Origin of the sequence: Umezawaea sp. Da 62-37 (assembly GCF_032460545.1) — a bacterium.
Lineage (GTDB): Bacteria > Actinomycetota > Actinomycetes > Mycobacteriales > Pseudonocardiaceae > Umezawaea.
This window is the reverse complement of the sequence record NZ_CP135965.1, coordinates 2,051,598-2,070,937: the sequence shown is the minus strand read 5'-3', so window position 1 is coordinate 2,070,937 and position 19,340 is coordinate 2,051,598. Positions and strand designations below refer to the sequence as shown.

At 73.2% G+C, this 19,340-nt stretch carries 17 protein-coding genes; 9 read left to right on the top strand and 8 right to left on the bottom strand.

What is annotated here, in order from left to right; genetic code table 11:
• Nucleotides 1-17: 17 nt before the first annotated feature.
• The 6 genes from RM788_RS08855 to RM788_RS08830 form a co-directional block, all read right to left on the bottom strand.
• A complete protein-coding gene (locus tag RM788_RS08855) occupies nucleotides 18-1,784 on the bottom strand; it encodes a glycoside hydrolase family 6 protein (protein WP_315931077.1) in 1,767 nt (588 codons plus the stop codon).
• 433 nt (nucleotides 1,785-2,217) lie between these two features.
• The gene (locus tag RM788_RS08850; RefSeq protein WP_315931076.1) at nucleotides 2,218-3,171 is read right to left on the bottom strand and encodes an aminoglycoside phosphotransferase family protein; all 954 of its coding nucleotides are present in this window, start codon (nucleotides 3,169-3,171) and stop codon (nucleotides 2,218-2,220) included.
• Between the two features lie 11 nt (nucleotides 3,172-3,182).
• Nucleotides 3,183-4,370 carry a CHAT domain-containing protein gene (locus RM788_RS08845; RefSeq protein WP_315931075.1) on the bottom strand — a complete coding sequence of 396 codons (1,188 nt, stop codon included), beginning with the start codon at nucleotides 4,368-4,370 and terminating at the stop codon, nucleotides 3,183-3,185.
• Entirely contained in the window at nucleotides 4,364-6,121 is a 1,758-nt protein-coding gene (locus tag RM788_RS08840) for a hypothetical protein (protein ID WP_315931074.1), read from the bottom strand. The genes RM788_RS08845 and RM788_RS08840 overlap by 7 nt, the downstream gene beginning before the upstream one ends.
• Nucleotides 6,118-7,125 carry a hypothetical protein gene (locus RM788_RS08835; RefSeq protein ID WP_315931073.1) on the bottom strand — a complete coding sequence of 336 codons (1,008 nt, stop codon included), beginning with the start codon at nucleotides 7,123-7,125 and terminating at the stop codon, nucleotides 6,118-6,120. The genes RM788_RS08840 and RM788_RS08835 overlap by 4 nt, the downstream gene beginning before the upstream one ends.
• On the bottom strand, nucleotides 7,122-8,396 hold the full coding sequence (locus tag RM788_RS08830) for a hypothetical protein (RefSeq protein ID WP_315931072.1): 1,275 nt from the start codon (nucleotides 8,394-8,396) through the stop codon (nucleotides 7,122-7,124). The genes RM788_RS08835 and RM788_RS08830 overlap by 4 nt, the downstream gene beginning before the upstream one ends.
• Before the next feature lie 162 nt (nucleotides 8,397-8,558).
• Between RM788_RS08830 and RM788_RS08825 the strand changes: the two genes are divergently transcribed.
• The 3 genes from RM788_RS08825 to RM788_RS08815 all read left to right on the top strand — a co-directional run bounded on the left by RM788_RS08825 (nucleotide 8,559) and on the right by RM788_RS08815 (nucleotide 11,243).
• A complete protein-coding gene (locus RM788_RS08825; protein WP_315931071.1) occupies nucleotides 8,559-9,653 on the top strand; it encodes a PA2928 family protein in 1,095 nt (364 codons plus the stop codon).
• Between the two features lie 68 nt (nucleotides 9,654-9,721).
• Nucleotides 9,722-10,501, top strand: coding sequence for a hypothetical protein (locus tag RM788_RS08820; protein WP_315931070.1), 780 nt, complete (start codon nucleotides 9,722-9,724; stop codon nucleotides 10,499-10,501).
• 133 nt (nucleotides 10,502-10,634) lie between these two features.
• Complete coding sequence (locus RM788_RS08815) at nucleotides 10,635-11,243, top strand: TetR/AcrR family transcriptional regulator (RefSeq protein WP_315931069.1); 609 nt, start codon at nucleotides 10,635-10,637, stop codon at nucleotides 11,241-11,243.
• Nucleotides 11,244-11,257: 14 nt separating this feature from the next.
• On the opposite strand, the gene RM788_RS08810 is transcribed toward RM788_RS08815, so the two are convergent.
• Nucleotides 11,258-11,920 (bottom strand): FCD domain-containing protein, encoded by a 663-nt coding sequence (locus RM788_RS08810; protein WP_315931068.1) that lies wholly within the window; start codon nucleotides 11,918-11,920, stop codon nucleotides 11,258-11,260.
• Between the two features lie 62 nt (nucleotides 11,921-11,982).
• On the opposite strand from RM788_RS08810, the gene RM788_RS08805 reads away from it, so the two are divergent.
• Genes RM788_RS08805 through RM788_RS08795 form a run of 3 tightly spaced genes read left to right on the top strand, consistent with a single transcriptional unit; the run spans nucleotide 11,983 to nucleotide 14,718 of the window.
• Nucleotides 11,983-12,774 carry an enoyl-CoA hydratase-related protein gene (locus RM788_RS08805; protein WP_315931067.1) on the top strand — a complete coding sequence of 264 codons (792 nt, stop codon included), beginning with the start codon at nucleotides 11,983-11,985 and terminating at the stop codon, nucleotides 12,772-12,774.
• A 13-nt stretch (nucleotides 12,775-12,787) separates the two neighbouring features.
• A complete protein-coding gene (locus RM788_RS08800; RefSeq protein ID WP_315931066.1) occupies nucleotides 12,788-13,816 on the top strand; it encodes an LLM class F420-dependent oxidoreductase in 1,029 nt (342 codons plus the stop codon).
• The gene (locus RM788_RS08795) at nucleotides 13,813-14,718 is read left to right on the top strand and encodes an oxygenase MpaB family protein (RefSeq protein WP_315931065.1); all 906 of its coding nucleotides are present in this window, start codon (nucleotides 13,813-13,815) and stop codon (nucleotides 14,716-14,718) included. Before RM788_RS08800 ends, RM788_RS08795 begins: the two co-directional genes overlap by 4 nt.
• Here the strand turns inward: RM788_RS08795 and RM788_RS08790 are convergent.
• The gene (locus RM788_RS08790; RefSeq protein ID WP_315931064.1) at nucleotides 14,715-16,541 is read right to left on the bottom strand and encodes an AMP-dependent synthetase/ligase; all 1,827 of its coding nucleotides are present in this window, start codon (nucleotides 16,539-16,541) and stop codon (nucleotides 14,715-14,717) included. The two genes, RM788_RS08795 and RM788_RS08790, sit on opposite strands and share 4 nt — an antisense overlap.
• Nucleotides 16,542-16,802: 261 nt before the next feature.
• Here RM788_RS08790 and RM788_RS08785 point away from each other — a divergent pair, with 261 nt between their 5' ends.
• Genes RM788_RS08785 through RM788_RS08775 form a run of 3 tightly spaced genes read left to right on the top strand, consistent with a single transcriptional unit; the run spans nucleotide 16,803 to nucleotide 19,326 of the window.
• On the top strand, nucleotides 16,803-17,156 hold the full coding sequence (locus tag RM788_RS08785; protein WP_315931063.1) for a ClpX C4-type zinc finger protein: 354 nt from the start codon (nucleotides 16,803-16,805) through the stop codon (nucleotides 17,154-17,156).
• Entirely contained in the window at nucleotides 17,153-18,658 is a 1,506-nt protein-coding gene (locus RM788_RS08780) for an MFS transporter (protein WP_315931062.1), read from the top strand. The genes RM788_RS08785 and RM788_RS08780 overlap by 4 nt, the downstream gene beginning before the upstream one ends.
• A complete protein-coding gene (locus tag RM788_RS08775; protein WP_315934593.1) occupies nucleotides 18,550-19,326 on the top strand; it encodes an SCO2525 family SAM-dependent methyltransferase in 777 nt (258 codons plus the stop codon). Before RM788_RS08780 ends, RM788_RS08775 begins: the two co-directional genes overlap by 109 nt.
• The last annotated feature ends 14 nt before the right edge of the window (nucleotides 19,327-19,340 follow it).

Here is a 19,340-nt window from a genome sequence, read left to right as displayed (position 1 = left end):
GGTGGTGCTCAGGTGCTCTAGAGCGCCGGGTAGGCGTTCTTCAGGAGCTCCTGGAACTGAGCGGAGAACCACTGGCCGGAGATGGGCGCGTCCGGCAGTGCGCCGGACATGCTGTTTCCGTTGCGGACGTTGCCGGTGTACGTCGGGTCGCACATCCGGTCGAAGCCCTTGCCCTCGTTGTTCGGGATCTCCTTGCTCGCGCCGTCGGACTCACCCGGCGGCTTGACCCACACGTAGGCGTCGATACCCGAAGCGGGAGCAGCCGTCGGCCGCGCGCCGAGGCCCGCGCCCTTCTGGTTGCACCAGTTGCCGAGGTGGATGCGCCGGTCGACGCGACCGCCGTCGACGTAGGCGTCGGCGCTCGTCGTCGGGCCGGGGCCCGTCGGACGGGCAGTGCCGCCCCAACCGTTGCGGGAGGTGTCGATCAGCATCCCGATGTTGGAGTCGAAGCCCGACTGGATGGCGCGCAGGCGGAACGCCTGGGCGTAGGACAGTTCGTCGACGTACTTGTTGTAGTCGATCCACTTGGCCTTCTCGCGGATCGGCTGGCCGCCGACGGTGTCACCGACCTTGAAGTACGGCTCGGTGGTGGCGCCGTAGTTGGCGGTGTTGGCGATGAAGCCGTGCACGTTGGCCTTGGTGCTGCCGGACGCGTTGGCGGCGGTGAACAGCAGGTCGGCGGTCGGGCCGAAGTTGTCGTCCCAGCCGAGCCAGCCGTGGTGACCGATGTCCAGGTAGTTGTAGACGTTCGACACGGCGCCGAGCTTCGCCAGCGCGTAGCCGACACCGGTCACGTAGTTGCCGTTGGCCTTCATGACGTCGCAGCCGGGCACCGCCGTCGGACGCGGGCTGACGTTGGTCAGCAGGTTCGGCAGCGAGTCGATCTCCACGATCGTCACGATCCGCAGCTTCGAGTACGCGGACCTGCCCAGGATCGCCGCGATCGGGTCGATGTACTGGCTCTTGTACTTGTCGATCTCCGTCGGGCCGAGCTCACCGTTGGACGCGAGCGCCGAACAGTCGCGGCCAGGCAGGTTGTAGATGACCAGCTGGATCGTCAGTGGTTGGCCCGCGGCCTGTCGCACCGCCTCGTCCAGGTGCGCGACCAGGCCCATGGAGGTCGACGAGCCCTCGATCGCGGCGATGCGGTCGAGCCACACCGCGGTCGACTGGTTGGACACCTTGGTGCCGCCCGGCTCGGCCGCGGCCTTCGCCGACCAGTCCGGGTTCACGTAGCCCTTGGCACCCGCGTACGGGTTGTCCACGCGGCCGGTGCCGGGGTTGCCCGGCGTGGTGGTCGTCGTGGTCGTGGTGGTGGTGGTGGTCGTCGTCGGGCCCACCTGGCCGGTGCACGTGACGTTGTTCAGCGAGAACGACGTCGGCACCGCGTTGGTGCCGCTGTACGTGCCGTTGAACCCGATGTCCACCACACCGCCGGTGGCGATGTTGCCGTTGTAGGACATGCTCGCGGCGGTCACGGCCGTGCCGGACTGCGACCACGTCGCGTTCCAGCCCTGGCCGACCTGCTGGCTGCCGGGGAACGCGAACTTCAACGTCCACCCGGAGACCGCGTCGCCGACGTTGGTGATCTTGACGGACCCGGTGAACCCGCCGCCGCCCCAGTTCGACGTGGAGTAGTCGACCTTGCAGCCTGGTGCGGCGGACGCCTGGGTGCTCGTGGCGACGCCGATCGTCGCCACGAACAGCGCGACCGTCGCGCCGATGGCCGCGATGCGCGGACCTCGACGCGGTGGGCTCGGGTGCCCGTTCGAAGGGGAACTCATCTTTGCGATCTCCTCACGACGCCTTTGTCAGGGATCTCATGCGTTGGGGCGGCCATCCGTTTCTGCGTCTGGGAGCGCTCCCAGACAGGAGGGTAACGGCAGTGTTACGCGGTGTACAGACCGCATTTTCCGGACACATTGGGGAGTCCACTGTGGATGGTCATCGGGTTCGGAAGTCGGCATATGGCCGTATTTCCTGGCAATTGGACTGTTCGGGCACCGTCGATCGGGGGGTGCTGCCGCCAGTGGGACCAAGCCCGTTTGGTCCGGTTGGACCTTGTTGTGATCATGGTGTCGGGTCAATTCCTCTGGGAGCGCTCCCAGGAATGCGCTGACCTGCGGAGATCGCTCTGAGTCAGAACGGCGTTCCTGGCTCGTGTTGTCGATCAGGCCGAACGGAGGCGCGCGAACGGCCGAACGCCGCCGGTCCCGGCTACCGCAGCCAGTCGCCCCACTCGGCGAGCAGTGCCAGTGACCTGCGCAGATCATCGAGCAGTTCCAGCGCGTGCCCGTGCGACCGGGCCCGTTCCGGAGCGCTCACCGGCCGGTGGCCGAGCGCCCGCCACAACATCCACGCGGCACCGCTCAACCGGCCGTGCAACACCCCTGAAAAGGCCGTCTCACCTGGTTCGACCGGCCTCCCGCCCGCGTCCAGGTAGCTCCGCAGCACTCGGCGGAACCCGTCCCGGTCCGGCGCGAACGCCAGGGCGGTCCGCGTCAGCTCCCACTCGGCGAAGTCCGGCCCGGCGCTGTCCCAGTCGACCAGCACCGGCACCCCGGCGGCGACCAGCACGTTGTCCCGCTTCACGTCCCGGTGCGTGAACACCGGGGTCAGCCCGGTGGTCGGCACCCGGTCGAGGATCGCCTTCGCCCGTCCCACGTCGGGCAGGTGCGCGCGGACCGCGGCCAGGAAGTCGGGTGAGGTGGACGCGGGCGCCGCGTCGAGCCAGTCCTCCCAGTCCGCCACCGGGTCCAGCGGGTAGCGCAGCGGAGCCGGGATGCCCGCCACCGGCAGGGAGTGCAGCGCCGCCATCGTCGCGCCGACCCAGTCCAGCACGTCCTCGCCCGCCAACGCCGTCCCCGGACACCACTCGTGCACCAGGAAGCTGACCGGTTCCCCGTCCACCTCGACGTCCGCCAGCAGCGGCGCGGCGGGATCCAGCGGCGGCACCGGCCGGGGCATCGACACCCCCGCGCGGACGGCGGCCTCCTGGACGCGCGTCGACTCCAGGTAGTCCTCCAGCCACCACGGCTCCCGCGACCGGTTGAGCCGCTTGACCGCCCACGTGCCGCCGGTCGTCGTCAGCCGCCACATCAGGTGCGAACCGCCGCCCGCCACCGGTTCCGGGTCCCCGATCGGCGTCCCGAGGTCGAAAGCGGCGCTCACCGCGTCCGCGTTCACCGGGGACCGGGCGCCCAGGCCGTGGTGAACGCCGCCCACACGACGGGGGAGTGCGCCGGATCGCCGGTCCGCTCCCACAGGTCGGCCTGTTCCCGTTGCCACGCCCCGAGAGCGGCCACCGGGTCCGCGGCCGACTGGGCGGCGTCGACCGCGACGACGGCCGGGCCGAGCACGGCGGTGGGCGGGAAGCCGGGGACGAGGTGGGCGAGGCCCGCGTCGGTCGGCAGGGTCCACCTGGTCGAGGCCACGTACTCCGCGCCGCCGTGCACCATCGCGGCGACCAGGCCCGCGGGCTCGGCGAACCGGACGTCGCCGCCGCTCTCGCACGCGACCATGGCCACCCGGTTGGGGATCCGCCACGGCCTCGGTGCCCCCGGCCGGTGTCCCAGCACGACGTCCGCGGCGGTGAGCGGCCGATGCGCTCCGAGGACGGCCGCCCTGCCCTCGGTGTCCGCGCGGCACGACAGGTGCAGGCGGGCGTCCAGGCCGTGTCCGCCGGTCGTGACGTGGCCGACGTAGAGGAGGCGCGAGGCGTCGGCGAGCGCGGGTTCGAGGACGTCGCGGTCCAGGTCGTCGCGGCGGGCGCCGCCCAGGGTCTTCGCGAGGGCGGCCAGGTCCGAGCCGTCGGGGATCGGGCCGAGCACCGAGCCGAGGGCGGAGGCGTCGGCGAAGCCGGGAACGCGCGGATCGAGGACGCCGACGACCGGGCCGCGGAACGGCGACACCCGGCGCTCGGGGGCGTTGCGCACGGTCGCGGGTGGGAGGACGGAGACGTCGGCGGCGTGCACGGTGCGTTCGCCCTCGTCGATCCGCAGCGCCTCCCAGGGCACCAGCGCGGTCGACGGCGATGGCTGGACGCGCAGGTGCGGCCGCAGTCCTCGGGCGATCACGGCGTTCAGCTCGGCGGCGAGCTGGTGGGGGAGCAGGGCGCGGGCCAGCCGGTCGGACAGGGCGATCTCCCTGGCGCGGTCCGGAAGGGGGCCGTGGGTGAGCGCGCGGACGAGCGCCTGCCCGCCGGTCTCGCCGGGCAACGGGGAGGGCACCGCCCGCGCCAGTTCGTCGAGGGCGTCCTGGACGAGCGCGCGGGGCAGCACCAGTACGCGCGGCTGGTCGAGGGCGTGCTCCCAGCGCCACGACACGTAGAGCTCGCCCGCGTCCACGAACTTCAGCTGCACGGCTACCACGACGCCACCGCCTCCGCGGAGCGGACCGGGAACCCGTAGCGCCGTTCCGCCGCGTCGATCCACGAGTCCAACGTGGACGGCACGGCCGGGTCGAGGCGCACCCGCGGTGGCAGCGCGAACGAGGCCGCGGTGTCGGCGGTCGGACCGGCGAGCGCGGACGCGGCGTAGGGCAGGTGCGCTTCCACGGCGTTGGGGGGAGCGGGCAGGAACAGCAGTTCGTCGCGGGCCAGCGGCTGGACGTCCTCGGCGCGCAGCGAGACCGTCGCGGCCAGGTGGTCGATGTACGCGGCGGCCAGGTCCACGTCGCCGAGCGCGGCCACGGCGGTGAACGCCGACCGGGTCGCGGGTGCCGCCGCGAGCGCGACCCACCGCTCCCGCAGCGGGCCGTGGGTGAAGCGCTGCCGGACGGCCTCGGCGGCGAGCGCGGCGGGCAGCGCCAGGTCCAGCGCCCGCGCGCACAATTCCGCGCGATCCTCCACTGTGGACGCCCAGCGCACCAGCGCGTCCGCCCGCCACCAGGCGATGCCGAGCGCGACGTGCCACAGCCCGGCGCGATCGCCGATCGCGATGGCCTCGGCGTACCGCGCGTCCGCCGCGGCGAAGTCGCCCAAGGCCTCCAGGGCCCCGCCCCGCACCTGGTGGGTCGCGATCAGCTCGACGGGCGTCGGCCGGTCGCCGCGCAGGTCGTGCGCGCTGTCCAGTAGCCGCAACGCTTCCGCGGGCCTACCGCGGCCGATCTCGACGGCCGCCCGCCCGTGCAGGCACACTGCGAGCACCCGCCGGTCCGCCCCGTACCGGGCCTCCGCCTCGGTGTAGAGGGCGTCGGCCCGGTCGTTGTCGGAGTCGAGGTAGGCCAGCCGCGCCAGGCTGAGCAGGGCGGCGGCCTCGCTCGCCGTGTCGCCGGTCGCGGCCGACAGGTCGCGGACCAGCCCGAAGTGCTCGGCGCTCCCGGCCGCGTCCCCGGTCGCCCCGGCGATCTCGGCCAGCGTGCTGTGCACGGACGCGGCCAGGTGCGGCGCCGTGCGGTAGGCGAGGTCCAGCGCGCCGTCCGCCTCGGCCGCTGCGTCGGCGAACCGGCCCGCGGCGGCCAGCACGGCCGCCCGCACGCTGCGCGCCCCGGCGCTGTCGGGGGCGAGGGCGAGCGCCTCGTCCAGGTCCGACAGCGCCTCGGTGAGCCGGGAGGTGTGCCGCAGGTGCTGGGCTCGGGTGACGAGGGCGTTCACCAGCACGTCCGAGATCCCGTGCACGTCGCCGAACCCGGCGAGCACCGGGCGTGCGACGTCGACGGCCTCGGTGCTCCAGCGCAGCGCGTCCTCGGTGGTGCCCGCGACCCCGGCGAGGTTGCCCGCGATGGCGGCCCGGCACGCCAGCGCCTCGAAGTCCTGCGCCACCAGGGTTTCCCGGTAGGCGGCCTCGAACACCTCGGCGGCCCGCGGATCGCCCGCCGCCGCCAGTCCGGCGCCCTGCGCGTTGAGGTCCACGCAGTGCTGCCACCGCGCGCTGAGCCCGACCTGGCCCAGTGCCATCCGCGCCGCGTCGCGCACGGAGTCGTCCTCGGCCAGGTCGATCGCCTCGGTGAGCAGCGCGGCGGCCCGCTCCGGGGTGACCGCGGCGAGGTTGACCAGGGTGGCGGCGCGCTCGTCCGGCGTCCTGGCCGCGTCGAGCGCCGCGCGGAACGCGGCCGCCGCCCCGACGTGATCCTCTGCCTGGACCAGTCGGACACCCTCGTTGGTCAGGCCCTCCCAGGTCACCGGGCCAGCCGTTCGGTCAGCGTGGCGTCCGGCGAGGCGGGGCGGGAGCGGGCGTAGGCGATGATCGCCGCCCGGCGGTCGGGACCGCCGGGGTCGGGGGCCTGGCCGGGCTGGGCGAAGTCCGGCGCGTAGACGGTGAGCACGCGGCTCGCCGGGGGCAGCAGCAGGACGGTGGGCGGCACGGCCACCCGGCCGGTGAGCCTGCCGAGCGGGTCGGTGCCGTCGATGGGCACGTCCACCTGCCCGAAGCGCGCCGCGAGCCGCGGCCCCGGCCGTGGACCGGGACTGACCTCCACCTCCAGGAACGTCGAGCCCTGGCGGCGGACGAGCGTCCACACCGCGTCGGCGGCCGCGTCCATCACTCCCTGCGGTACCAACGCCCAGTCGACGGCAGACGCTCCACTGAGGACGGTCACGCCGTCCCCGCGTTCCCCGCCGCCGGCCGCGAGGGCGTAGGACGACCGGGTCGGCACCGGCGCCGCCGCGGGCACGACACCGTGGTCCTCGGCCAGCTCCGCCACCCTGGCGGCCAGTTCCGCCGCCGCGGGGTCGGACGGCGGCGTCCCGACCGCGGCGAGCGCCCGACCGACCGCGTCCTCGTCGTCCAGCAGGTGTTCGACGTCGCCGACCGCGACCGCCAGTTCGGCGGCGAGCAGCACCGGATCGAGCGCGGGCACCCCGGCCGCCGTGGACGCGGGCCACCACGCGTCGGCCCACGCCAGGTGGGCGGCGACCCGGCCCGCGTCGCGGACCCGCCAGTCGCCCTCGGCGATCTCCACCTCGTCGGCGCCCGCCACGACCGCGGCCGCCGCGTCGGGTCCGTAGACCTCCCACAGCCACTCCGCCGCGCGGCCGAGGTCGTGGATCCGGGCGCTCGGCACGGCGTCGCCCGCGAGCACGTCCCACGCCAGCAGCGCGCCCCCGGCCTCCAGCAGCGCCGTCCGCTCGGGGTGCGCGGGCCACTCGCCGACGAGGACCTCGCCGTCCACGCGTCCGATCCTCACCACGGGTCTCCCGCCGACTGCCGTTCCAACACCGACCGCAGCCGGTCGCGCTGGTCGAGGATCACCGACCGCAGCACGCCGTCGAGCAGGTCCCACATCCCGTCGGCGGTCACCGCGTCGTGCCGCAGTTCGCGGCCGTGCACCCGCACCCAGAGCCGCCGCAGGTAGGCCTCGCGCACGCCGTGCACGTCCGCGCGGACGCCGTCGGGGACGCTGGAGGGCATCCGCAGCGCGCGGTGCACGTACGCCTCGCGGTCCCAGCGCAGCCGCAGCCGGGCGGTCGCCCCGCCCGCCGGTCCGACGGGCTCGCCCGCCAGCGCCGCGGTCGCCTCCCGGCCCAGCACCAGCGCGACCCGGCCCGCCTCGTCGGCCAGCTGCCACGCCCCGGCCGACCGGCTGATCTCCAGCCGCACCAGCTCCGGAACGTCCTCCAGCGCGTCCCGGTGGAACGCCGAGGTGAGCGCGGGGAACAGCCGCTCCACGATCGACCGGTCGAACGGCTTGGGCAGGCTGTTCTTCGACGCCGCCCGCCCCAGCGCGGGCGGTTCCGGCAGCGCCAGGTCGGTCAGCCCGTGCGTCCGGGCCACACCGGGCCGGTTCAGCCCGACCGCGCCCCAGCTGCCCGCCAGGTCCGCGACCAGCACGTCGAACAGCACCTCGTCCGGGTCCGACGGGCAGGTGGCCAGGAACTCCGCGGCCCGCACCGCACCCGGCGCGGGCGCGGGGTCGGCGGAACCGGCCCACGCGGCGTCCAGCAGCCGGACCAGCTCACCCACGTGGCCGGGGTCGGTCACGAAGTCGCGCAGCTGCGCCACGGTCGGCCCGTCCTGCCCGTGCACCTCGGCGAGCACGGCGGCGGCCAGCCGCGCGGTCGCCGGGTCCGACCGGGGCTCGCCGTGCCCGCTCGCCAGCTCGTAGCAGCGCTGGAAGTAGAGGTCCTGCGGGTTGCCCTCGGTGATGCCCGCGCGCCGCCGTTCCTTCTTCAGCACCAGGAACCACGCGGCCGTCGCGGCCAGCACCGGCCCGGCCCCGGTGATCCGGTCGCGCAGGGCGTCCACGTGCTCGAAGCCGACGGCCCCGGCGGCGAAGCGCGGGTTGAGCACCGGGCGCAGCACCAGCGGGTCGAGGATGAGCTTCACCGTCCGCGCCAGCGGTCGACCGGCCCCGTTGCTCAGCGGCGCGACCGCCTCGCCGAGCCCGGCCCACGCCTGCGCGATCAGCAGCCCCCGCGGCAGCGCCGCCTCGGCGGCTCGGGCGCTCACGGTGCTCACCCGCCCGAGCCTAACGCGCGGAGCCCCCACCCGGCACGGCATTCGGCCGGTTCGCGTCGCCGCAGGTCACGAGGGTGCGGTCGCCATTCCTGTGATCGGTAGGCGAGGCACGCGCCGCAAGCTTCCCCCACAACGACCGAGACCCGGCAGGGAGCCAGTCCCATGTACCAGACACCGCAGCCCTACACCCCGGTAGCGCCCTACGAGACGCCGCGCCGCGTCCGCCGCCGTTCCCCGCGGTTCCTGGTGGCGCTGCTGCCGATGGCGTTCGTCGCCTTCATGGTCTTCGGGTTCTCCTACCTCGTCAGCCCCGAACCCGACATCGAGGTGCAGCCCGGTGTCGGCGCCGCCTCCGTCGACGGCCGCGACGTGGTCCTGGTGCCCTACGAGCGGCACGGCGCCAGGGGCATGGTCCAGCTGATCGCACGGGACATGTTCCAGGTGCGGCTCGCCGCGGCCGACCCGGCCACCGGCGAGGTCCTGTGGGACACGCAGCTGTCCGACCAGCTGATCTGGAACGCGTCGGTGCTGGCGGCGGGGGAGCGGTACGCCTACCTGGCCACCGATGACGGGCTCGTCGTCGTCGACCTGCGCGGCGGGGCGATCGTGGCGCGGGGTGACGGGGTGACCGGACTCGGCGGCCAGTTCGTCGCGGCCCGGTCGGCTTATGGCTACGACGCCGCGAGCCACCGGGTGGTGGCGATGAACGCCGACGGCGCGGTCTTGGCGATCCCGCTGGACAACCCGGTCGCCGCACCGGCCGACCAGGAGACCGCGGCGGCCTGGGTGGGCGCCCTGTCCACGAAGACGAGCCTCCCGACCGTCCAGGCGACGGCCGACAAGGCCGCGCTCGGCGCGGACGGACGGGTCGAGCTGCGGGAACGGCCCGGTGCGCCCGGCGGCGTGCTGGTCAGGGTCGCCGCCGACGGCACCGAGACCCCGGCGGGCGTCACCGTGTTCCACGGCGCGGCCATCGTGCTCGACGGGGAAGCGGCCGCCGGGAGCGCGTCCGGCCACGTCCTGGTCCGGCACACCCGCACCGTGAACGACACCGGCCTGGTGCTCAGCTCCGTGTCCCTCACGACCGGCGCGGTCACCGGTTCGCTGGACCTCACCTCCGCCCCCGACCGGACGATCGCGCTGCCCGGCGGCACGACGGTGGTGGCCGCAGGTGACCAGGTGGTCGCACTCGGCGCCGACGGCCGCCTCACCGCGCTGCGCGTCGGGGCCACCGGCTTCTTCGGCTCCCCGTCCTGATCTCCGCGGGCAGTAGCGATTTCCGACCCCACAACGATCCACCACCAAAGCAGAGAAGAGACACCACCATGAAGGCAATCGCCTGGGCCGTCCTCGTCGTCGGACTCGCCTGCACCGCCATGTTCGTCGCCACCGGCCTCTCCTCGGACAGCCCGCTGGCCTGGGTCAACGGCTGGATGGCAGGGCCGATCATCCTGGTCTTCGTCGCCCCGATGATGTTCTCCCTCGCGGGCAAGCTCGGCGGAGGATTCGCCGCACTGCGCGGCGGTGTGCCCAAGGAGTTCCTCGGCGCCCCGATCGCGATGGGCACCGTCGTCGGGGTGTCCCGCACCGGTCTGAGCGTCAACGACCAGCCGCAGCTGGAGATCCAGCTCGACGTCGACACCCCCGACGGCCGGTCGTTCCGCTCCGCCGCCCGGCAGATCGTGGACCTGACCGAGCTCGGCACCGTCCGCCCCGGCGCGATCCTGCCGGTCCGCTACCTGCCCGACGGCCGGGTCGCGCTGGCCACCGACGCCTCGCAGCACGAGCTCCAGGCCGCGCTGGACCGCGTGCAGCTCGCCAAGGGCCTTGTGACCCCGAAGCAGCTGCACATCGCCGAGCAGGGCGCCGACGCGCAGGCCGTCGTGCTCGCCATGGCGCCGACCGGGCAGGTCCGCAACGGCCGGTCCGTCGTCCACCTCACCCTCCGCATCACCAGGCTGGACGGCACGATGTTCGACCTGGTGCAGGAGAAGGCCATCCCGCCGACGGCCGTCCCGCAGCTCCAGCCGGGGTCGGCGGTCCGGGTGAAGTACCTGCCGCACGACGAGTCCGAGGTCGCCATCCTCACCGCGCTGGTGCCGTGACCGGTGCCGGGCGCCGTCCGAGAGGGCGGCGCTCAGTGCTGTCCGGACTCGCCCGACCGGGTGGGTGAACTCCACGAGGCGCTCCGCCACGTGGTGGTCGACCGGCGGTCTGGACAGATGTCAAGATGTCCGGGTGGAGACCACATCCCTGCGCGTCTACGGCGGCGTCACCGGCCAGGAACGCCGCTCCGACCGCCGGACGCAACTCCTGGCAGCGGGCTTCGACCTGCTCAGCGATGTCAGCGTCGAGTTCAGCGTGCGCGGGGTCTGCAAGCACGCCGGGCTCACCGCCCGCTACTTCTACGAGAACTTCGCCGACCGGGACGCGCTCGCGGTCGCCGTGTACGACGGCGTGATCGAGGACATCATCACGCCCACGCTCGCGGCCGTCGCCGCGGCGCCCGACGACACCAGGGCCAAGGCGGGCGCCGGGCTCGCGGTGCTGGTCGCCGGGATCCGCGAGGACCCGCGCCGCGGCAGGCTGCTGTTCGCCCACGACCTGGGCGCGACCCCGGTCGTCGCCCGCCGCCGCGTCGAGTCGACCCGGAGGTTCGTCGGGCTGCTGGCCGAGCAGGCCAGGACCTACCACGAGGGCGTTCGCCCCGAGGTGGCCGCGGAACTGCTGGTCGGGGGCCTCGCGCAGGTGCTCACCGCCTGGCTCGACGGCGACCTCGTGATCAGCGAGGCCGACCTGATCGAGCGGTGCACGGACTACTTCGTCGCGATCGGCGGCCTGGTGTGAGCCGCGGTTGACGCTCAGGTGGGGCGGGCCCACACCCCCGACTCGGTGAGGTGGGCGATGAGGCGGTCGGCGCCGTCGGTGAAGTGGCGGGCCATCGCGGCACGCGCCCCGGAGGCGTTCCCCGCGGCCAGCGCGGTCAGCAGGGCGGCGTGGTCGGCGTTGGTGCGGGTCCGCCAGTCGGGGTCGGAGGAGTAGACCCCGGCAGGGGTGTAGCGGGTGGCGTTGTTGAGGAACCACGAGAGCTTGCGGGCGTCGGCGACGAGGTTCACGGCGCGGTGGAATTCGAACTCGCGGCGCTCGACGGCGGTGGTGTCGGCCGCGGCGAGGTCGGCGTCCAGGGCGCGCAGCCGCGCGAGGTCGTCGGGGGTGGCCTTGGCCGCGGCGCGGGCGGCCAGCTCGCCCGCGATCCCGGACTGGAGCCAGAACACGTCGCGGACGTCCTGCTCGGTCAACGGGTTCACCACGTAGCCGCGGCGGGGCGCCAGGTCGACCAGGTCCTCGCCGCGCAGGGCGACCAGCGCCTCGCGGACGGGGGTGGCGCTGACGCCGAGTTCGCGCGCGACCTCCTCCAGGCGGATGAACCGGCCGGGCCGCAGCCGTCCGGACATGATCGCGCCGCGCAGGTGGGCCGCGACCTCGTCGGCGAGCTGGGGGCGGGCGTCGGCACCGATCGTCATGGGAGCCCCGTTCCGGTCCGCCGAGTCTTGACATCATATAAAATATCAAACATATTCGGGGTATGTCTCCGCACGAGGGCATCGCCGTCGAGGTCGACTCCGACGTCTGCACGATCACCTTCGACCGCCCCGAGGCCCGCAACGCGCTGACCGGGCCGATGTTCGAGGCCTACTGCGCGGCGCTGGCCGAGGCCGACGCCGATCCGGCGGTGCGCGCGATCGTGATCACCGGCAGGGGCGACTGGTTCTGCACCGGCGCCGCTCCGGAGGCGTTGGGCGCCCTGCTCGACCCGGAGGCCCGCGAGGGCGCGTCCGTCGAGGCCGCGCACCCGCCGGAGCTTCCGCTGACGTTGCGCAAACCCCTGATCGCCGCCGTCAACGGCGGAGCCGCCGGACTCGGCCTGGTGCAGGCGCTGCACGCCGACATCCGCTTCCTGGCCGCCGAAGCCCGGCTGTCCACGTCGTTCAGCAGGCTCGGCCTGGTCGCCGAGTACGGCAGCGCCTGGCTGCTGCCCAGGCTCGTCGGCCGGGCGACGGCGCTGGACCTGCTGCTGTCCGCCCGCAAGGTGGACGCCGCCGAAGCGCTGCGGATCGGCCTGGTGCAACGGGTCCTGCCCCGCGAGCAGGTGCTCCCCGCCGCCATGGCCTACGCCCGCGACCTCGTCGAGCACTGCTCGCCCGCCGCGATGGCCACCATCAAGGCGCAGGTGTGGGCGGCGGCCGACAGCGGGCCGCGGGAGGCGTTCGCCGAGGCGACGCGGCTGATGGTCGAGTCGTTCGCCCGCCCCGACTTCGTGGAGGGCGTGACCGCCTCGCGCGACCGCAGGACACCGAAGTTCCCGCCGCTGACGTAGCCCGGAGGACCTGATGCAGCTCAGCGCTTTCCTGCCGTACGCGGCCGATCCGCGCGAGGTGGTCGACCGGGTCGTCGAGTGGGAGGCCGCGGGCCTGGACGGGGTGTGGGTGGCCGAGGCGTACGGCTTCGACGCGCCGACGCTGATGGGCTACCTCGCCGCGCGCACCGGACGGGTCACCATCGGCTCGGCGATCCTGCCGATCTACTCCCGCACCCCGGCGCTGATCGCCCAGACCGCGGCCGGGCTCGACGCGCTGTCCGGCGGCCGCGCGATCCTCGGCATCGGCGCGTCCGGGCCGCAGGTGGTCGAGGGCTGGCACGGCGTGCCCTACGACCGGCCGCTGGCGCGGACCCGTGAACTGGTCGACATCTGCCGCCGGGTGTGGCGCCGCGAGGTCGTTGTGCACGACGGCGCCTACCGCATCCCGTTGCCGCCGGAGGAGGGCACGGGGCTCGGGAAGCCGTTGAAGATCCTCACCAGGCCGGTCCGCGACCGGATCCCGATCCACATCGCCTCGCTCGGCGCGAAGAACGTGCGGATGACCGCCGAGATCGCCGACGGCTGGCTGCCCACCCTGTTCGTCCCGGAGAAGGCGCACGACGTGTGGGGCGAGGCGCTGGCGGCGGGGAAAGCCCTGCGGGCGCCGGAACTGGGGCCGCTGGACGTCGTCGCGGGCGGCGCGCTGGCCATCGGCGAGGACGTGGCCGCGCTGCGGGAGGCCGTGCGGCCGACGATCGCGCTGTACGTCGGCGGCATGGGCGCGCGCGGCCGCAACTTCTACCACGACCTGGTCGGCCGCTACGGCTACGAGGCCGAGGCCGACGAGATCCAGGACCTGTACCTCCAGGGCCGCAAGGACGAGGCGGCCGCCGCGGTGCCCGCCGAGCTGGTCGAGCTGACCTCGCTGATCGGGTCCGCGGGCCACGTCCGCGAGCGGATCGCGGCCTTCGCCGAGGCGGGCGTGACGACGCTGAACGTGACCCCGGTCGGCCCGGAACCCGTGGCGGACCTGGCCGCGGTCAAGGGCTGGCTGTCGTGACCCGCCGCCGCTACGACCTGCTGCGCCGGATCGAGTCGCTCGACCCGGTCGCCGACCACCAGGAGATCCAGCGGATCTCCGTGGGGTACGAGTTCCCGTGGGACTACCGGCGCGCGCTGGAGTTCGCGCTGTTCCGCACCTACTGCGTGCCGTCGATCTCCGCGCTGCTCGACGCGACCGGCGAGTTCGCCGCCCGCCCGCAGCGCCGCTACGACGACACCGCGCTGCTGATGGCCGAGCTGGTCGAGCACGGCTACGACTCGCCGCGCGGCCGTGAGGCGCTGCGGGTGGTGAACCGGGCGCACGGCCGGTACCGGATCACCAACGACGACATGCTGTACGTGCTCACGACGTTCGTCCACGACCCGATCGACTGGATCGACGACCACGGCTGGCGCCCGTTGTCGGAGAACGAGCGCCTGGCCTCGTTCCACTTCTACCGCGCGGTCGGCAAACGCATGGGCATCACCGCGATCCCGGACACCAGTGACGAGCTGCGGCAGTACAAAGTGGACTACGAGCGCGACAACTTCCGCTACAGCGACACGAATCGGCGGATCGGCGAGTACACCCGCGAGCTGTTCTGCTCCTGGTACCCGGCACCGCTGCGGCCGGCGGTCCGCCACGCCGTGCACGCCCTCGTGGACCCCGCGATGAGCGCCGCCTTCGGCTTCCCCGTGATGCCCGCGTGGACGACCCGTGCCGGGAAGGCGGCGCTGCGCGCCCGCGGCGAGGTGGTCCGGCTGCTGCCACCGCGCCGCCGGTCCCGACTCGCCGCCGACCCGCGCAACCGCACGTATCCGAGCTACCCCAACGGCTACCGGCCCGCCGACCTCGGCGCGCCACCGCTCGCGGACGTCGACCCGACCTGGCTCGCGCCGGGCCGTCGTCCGGACGCCTAGCGGTAGAGGTCCTCGATCGCGGTCGCGAACCGGTCGGTGATCACCCGCCGCCGCACCTTCAGCGTCGGGGTCAGCTCACCGCCGTCCACGGTCCACGGGTGGGGGAGCACGACGAACTTCTTGACCTGCTCGGGACGGGACAGCTTCTCGTTCGCGGCCGCGACCGCGCGGTCGATCTCGGCCAGCAGCACGGGATCGCCCGCGAGCGCCACCGGATCGGTGTCGGTGACGCCGTGCGCCCGCGCCCACACCGGCGCCGCCTCCTCGTCGAGCACGACCAGCGCCGTCACGTACGCGCGGCGGTCGCCGATCGCCGCGGCGGCGCCGATGAGCGGGTGGGCGCGCAGCAGGCTCTCGATCCGCGCGGGCGGGATGTTCTTGCCCGCGGACGTGATGATCAGGTCCTTCTTGCGGTCGGTGATCGTCAGGAACCCGTCCGCGTCCCGCACCCCGATGTCGCCCGTGGCCAACCACCCGTCGGCGTCGGTCACCGGCGCGACCGAACCGTCCGCCTGGAGGTAGCCCAGGCAGTTCAGGCCGCCGCGCACCAGGATCTCGCCGTCGTCGGCGAGCCGGACCTCCATGCCGATGTTGGGCTTGCCCACCGAACCGGGCCGGAAGTGCTCCTCGGTGTTGATCGTCGCCGTGCCGGTGGTCTCGGTCATGCCCCAGACCTCCAGCACGGTGATGCCGAGACCGCCCAGGTAGCGCAGGACCTCGTACGGGATCGGCGCCGCACCGCTGCCCGCCCACCCCAGGTTGTCCAGCCCGAGCGCCGCGCGCACCGGCCGCAGCACCGCCTCCTCCACCCGCGCCACCTGACCGGCCAGTTCCTCGGGCACCGGCTGACCCGCGGCGAGCAGGTCGTACGCCCGCAAACCGAGCCCGTGCGCCGCCTCGAACCCCGCGCGCCTCTCCTCCGGCATGGCCGCCGTCATGCCCTGCACACCCGCGACCAGCTTCTCCCACACCCTCGGGACCCCGAAGAACGACACCGGGCGGACCGCGATCAGCGCGGGCACCAGCTTCGCCGGATCCGGGCAGATCGTCACGTGCCCGGCCCGGTAGATCGGGATGTAGACGCCCAGCACGCGCTCGGCCACGTGCGCCAACGGCAGGTACGACACCGTTTGCGCGTGGTCGGGCGACTCCACCAGCACCGACACCGACGCGGCCTGGTGGATCGCGTTGCGGTGGCTGATCACCACGCCCTTCGGATCACCGGTCGTGCCCGACGTGTAGAGCAGCGTCACCGGCTGCTCCGGCGTGATCTCCCGCCACCGCTTCTCGAACTCCGCCGGCTCCGCCTCGTGCGCCCGCCTCCCCGCCTCCACGACCGCCCGTGCCGCCCGGATCCGCGGATCGCCTGCGGGCACCGCGTCCTCGTCCAGTACCAGCACCGTCTTCAGATCCGGCAGGTCGTCCAGCACCGGCAGCCAGCGCGCCAACTGCTCCGCGCCCTCCAGCACCACCACCGGCGCCTTGCTGTGCCTGCCCAGGAACCCCACCTGGTCCGAGCTCAACGTGTCGTAGGCGGAACACGGCACCGCACCCAGGTGCACCGCCGCCAGATCCGCCACCCAGTGCTCCGGCCGCGCCGACATCATGATGATCATCCGATCACCACCCGCCAACCCCACCGCCTCCAACCCCCGCGCCCACGCGGCGACCTCGTCCCGCACCTCCCGCCAACCGAGCGGCGGTTCGTCGGACCCGAACAGCCCGAGCGCGGGCAGATCGCCGAACTCGGTGGCGTTGCGGTGCAGCAGCAGGGGAACGGTCAACTCCGCAGCAGCCCTCATGCGGTCTTCGCCGGCGCTCATGGTCGTCCTTTGCGTCGTCGCGCGGATCACCGGAGCGGCACGGTTCCGCAGCGCGAACGACCACCGTGTCGTGCTGACCGACTTTAGGAGAGCCGATGCGATTTGTGAAGGGCTGGCGGTTGTCGTAGCAGCTAGATGGGGGCGGGGGAGTGAATCGCGGTTAACTTGCCGGTGCGGTGTCCTGGTGCGGGCAGCCGTGGTTCGCTATCCTCGGTCGAGGATGTCAGGCAATGCCTGACAACGTGGTCGAGGAGGTGCGGCGTGCCGGAATCGGTGTTCCCGCCGAGGTGTTCGTTCTGCGGCAAGGCGGCGGCCGAGGTGCGGAAGATGATCGCCGGGCCGGGGCTGTACATCTGCGATGAGTGCGTGGCGAAGTGCGACGACATCCTGGCGGGTGATGTCGGCCCTCCGGACGAGCGGGTGCCGGAGTGGTCGGTGATGTCCGACGAGGAGTTGCTGGGGCATCTGCCGCGGATCGCCGCGACGGTGACGCAGGTCGAGTTGGGGTTGCGCGAGCGGGTGCTGGAGTTGCGGGCCCGTGGGGTGACGTGGGTGCGGATCGGGGCTTCGTTGGGCATGACGCGGCAGTCGGCGTGGGAGCGCTTCTCGGGATGACGACCGCTTTGCGGGGCAACCGGGACTTCCGCCTGGTCTGGTGTGGACAGACCCTGTCGGCGTTGGGGAACGGGGTCTCGCAGCTGGCTTACCCGCTGCTGATGCTGGCGTTGACGGGGTCGGCCGCGGCGGCCGGGGCGCTCGCGGCGGTGCGGGCGGTGCCGTACCTGGTGCTGGGACTGCCCGCGGGGGCGTTGGTCGACCGGTGGGATCGCAAGCGGACGATGGTGGTCTGCGACCTGGGGCGTGCGGTCGTCATGGCGAGTGTGCCGGTGGCGCTGCTGTTCGGTCGGTTGACGCCGCAGCACCTGTTCGCCGCGGGGCTCGCGGGCGGTGTGCTGCACGTGTTCTTCAGCGCGGCGGAAAGCGCGTGCCTGCCGAACGTCGTGGGCGCGGAACAGGTGACGGCGGCGGTGTCGGCGCGGGCGACCGCGCAGTCGACCTGCGGGATCGTCGCGGGTCCGTTGGGCGGCGCGTTGCTGCAACTCGGCCGCGGCATCCCGTTCCTGCTCGACGCGCTGTCCTTCCTCGCCTCCGCGCTGTGCCTGGCGTTCGTGCGCGCCGACTTCGGCGGACGGGAGCGCGCGGTCGGTCGGTCGTTGCGCACGGAGGTCGCGGAGGGGGTGCGGTGGCTGTGGAACCACGCGGCGCTGCGGCTGATCGCGCTCACGGCCGCCGGGTTGCAGGTGGCCATCTCCGGGGTCGCGCTGGTGGCGATCGTGGTGGCGCGGGACTCGGGTGCCGCACCGGCGGCGATCGGCGGGTTGTTCGCGGCGCTCGGCGTCGGGGGAGTGGTCGGTGCCGTGCTGGCGCCGTGGCTCGAAGGCGGGCTCGGGTTCGGCGGACTGCTGCTGTCGGTGCTGTGGTTCCAGGGCGCGCTGTGGCTGGTGCTGGCGTTCTCGACCGGCCTGGTCGCCGTCGGGATCGTGCTCGCCCTGTTCAGCGTGTCCATGCCCTGCTTCGGCATCGCCGCGCTCAGCTACCAGCTCGAAGTCACGCCGGACGCGCTGCGCGGCAGGGTGGGCACCGGGTTCAGCCTGCTGATCTGGGCCGCGACCCCGGTCGGCGGGTCTGCTGCTCGACGTCGTCACCCCGCGCACCACGTCGTTGATCTTCGCCTCATGGGTCCTGGTCCTGTCCACCGCGGCGACCCGCGGCGGTCGCCTGCGCGCGCTCGGATTTCCATCCGCAGCGGAATAACCCCATTCCGCGATCATCGGGAATGCGCGATGGGACGCTTTGTTCAGCCGTATCGCGGATCGCCTGCCGGTGGCGCTTGTCCGATCATGGGGGAACGGGCCCACTTCGATCGTGCGCAAAAGGGGACAGGGTGCAAAATGGGGGACAGCGCAACGCTGATGTTCCGTGGTACCGGTTCGATCCGGACGACTACCTGGCGCGCAACTACGCCGAGGTCCGCGGGGAGGACCACCGGGTCGTCGAACTGGTGCGGGACTTCTTCGGCGCCCAGTTCCCCTCCGGGCACGCGCCCGCGGGGCTGAGGGGGATCGACGTGGGCACCGGGGCGAACCTCTACCCGGCCCTGTCGATGCTGCCGTTCTGCGAGTCGATCACCCTGTACGAGCACGCCAAGTCGAACCTGGAGTGGCTCGCCGAGCAGACCGCGGCGGACTGGCCGTCGTGGACCGACGTGTGGAGCGACTTCTGGACCTTGCTGGAGGAAAGCCCCCACTACGCCGGTCTCGGGGAGCTCCCTCGGCACGCGCTGGCCCGCCGGGTGGAGGTCGTGCCCGGCAGCGTGTTCGCCCTCGACCCGTCCGCCGGACGGTGGGACATGGGGACGATGTTCTTCGTCGCCGAGTCCATCACCTCGCAGCGCGGCGAGTTCGCCGACGCCGTGCACGGGTTCCTCGGCGTCCTCCGGCCAGGCGCGCCCTTCTGCATCGCCTTCATGGAGAACTCGCTCGGTTACGAAGTCGCCGGAATCGAATTCCCGGCTGTCGCCGTCGACCACGACGACGTCACCGACTGCCTTTCGGGGCGGGCCACAAATCTGGTCGTCGACCGGATCGGCACCAATGGCGGACCACCGCTCCGGGACGGCTACACGGGCATGATCGTCGCCTGTGGGCGGGTTCCCGACGACTGTCCGCCTGATGTCGGGGAGGCCGATTCTCCCGGCGTGCCCCGGCCGTTGAAAGGCCGATGACCATGATACGGTTC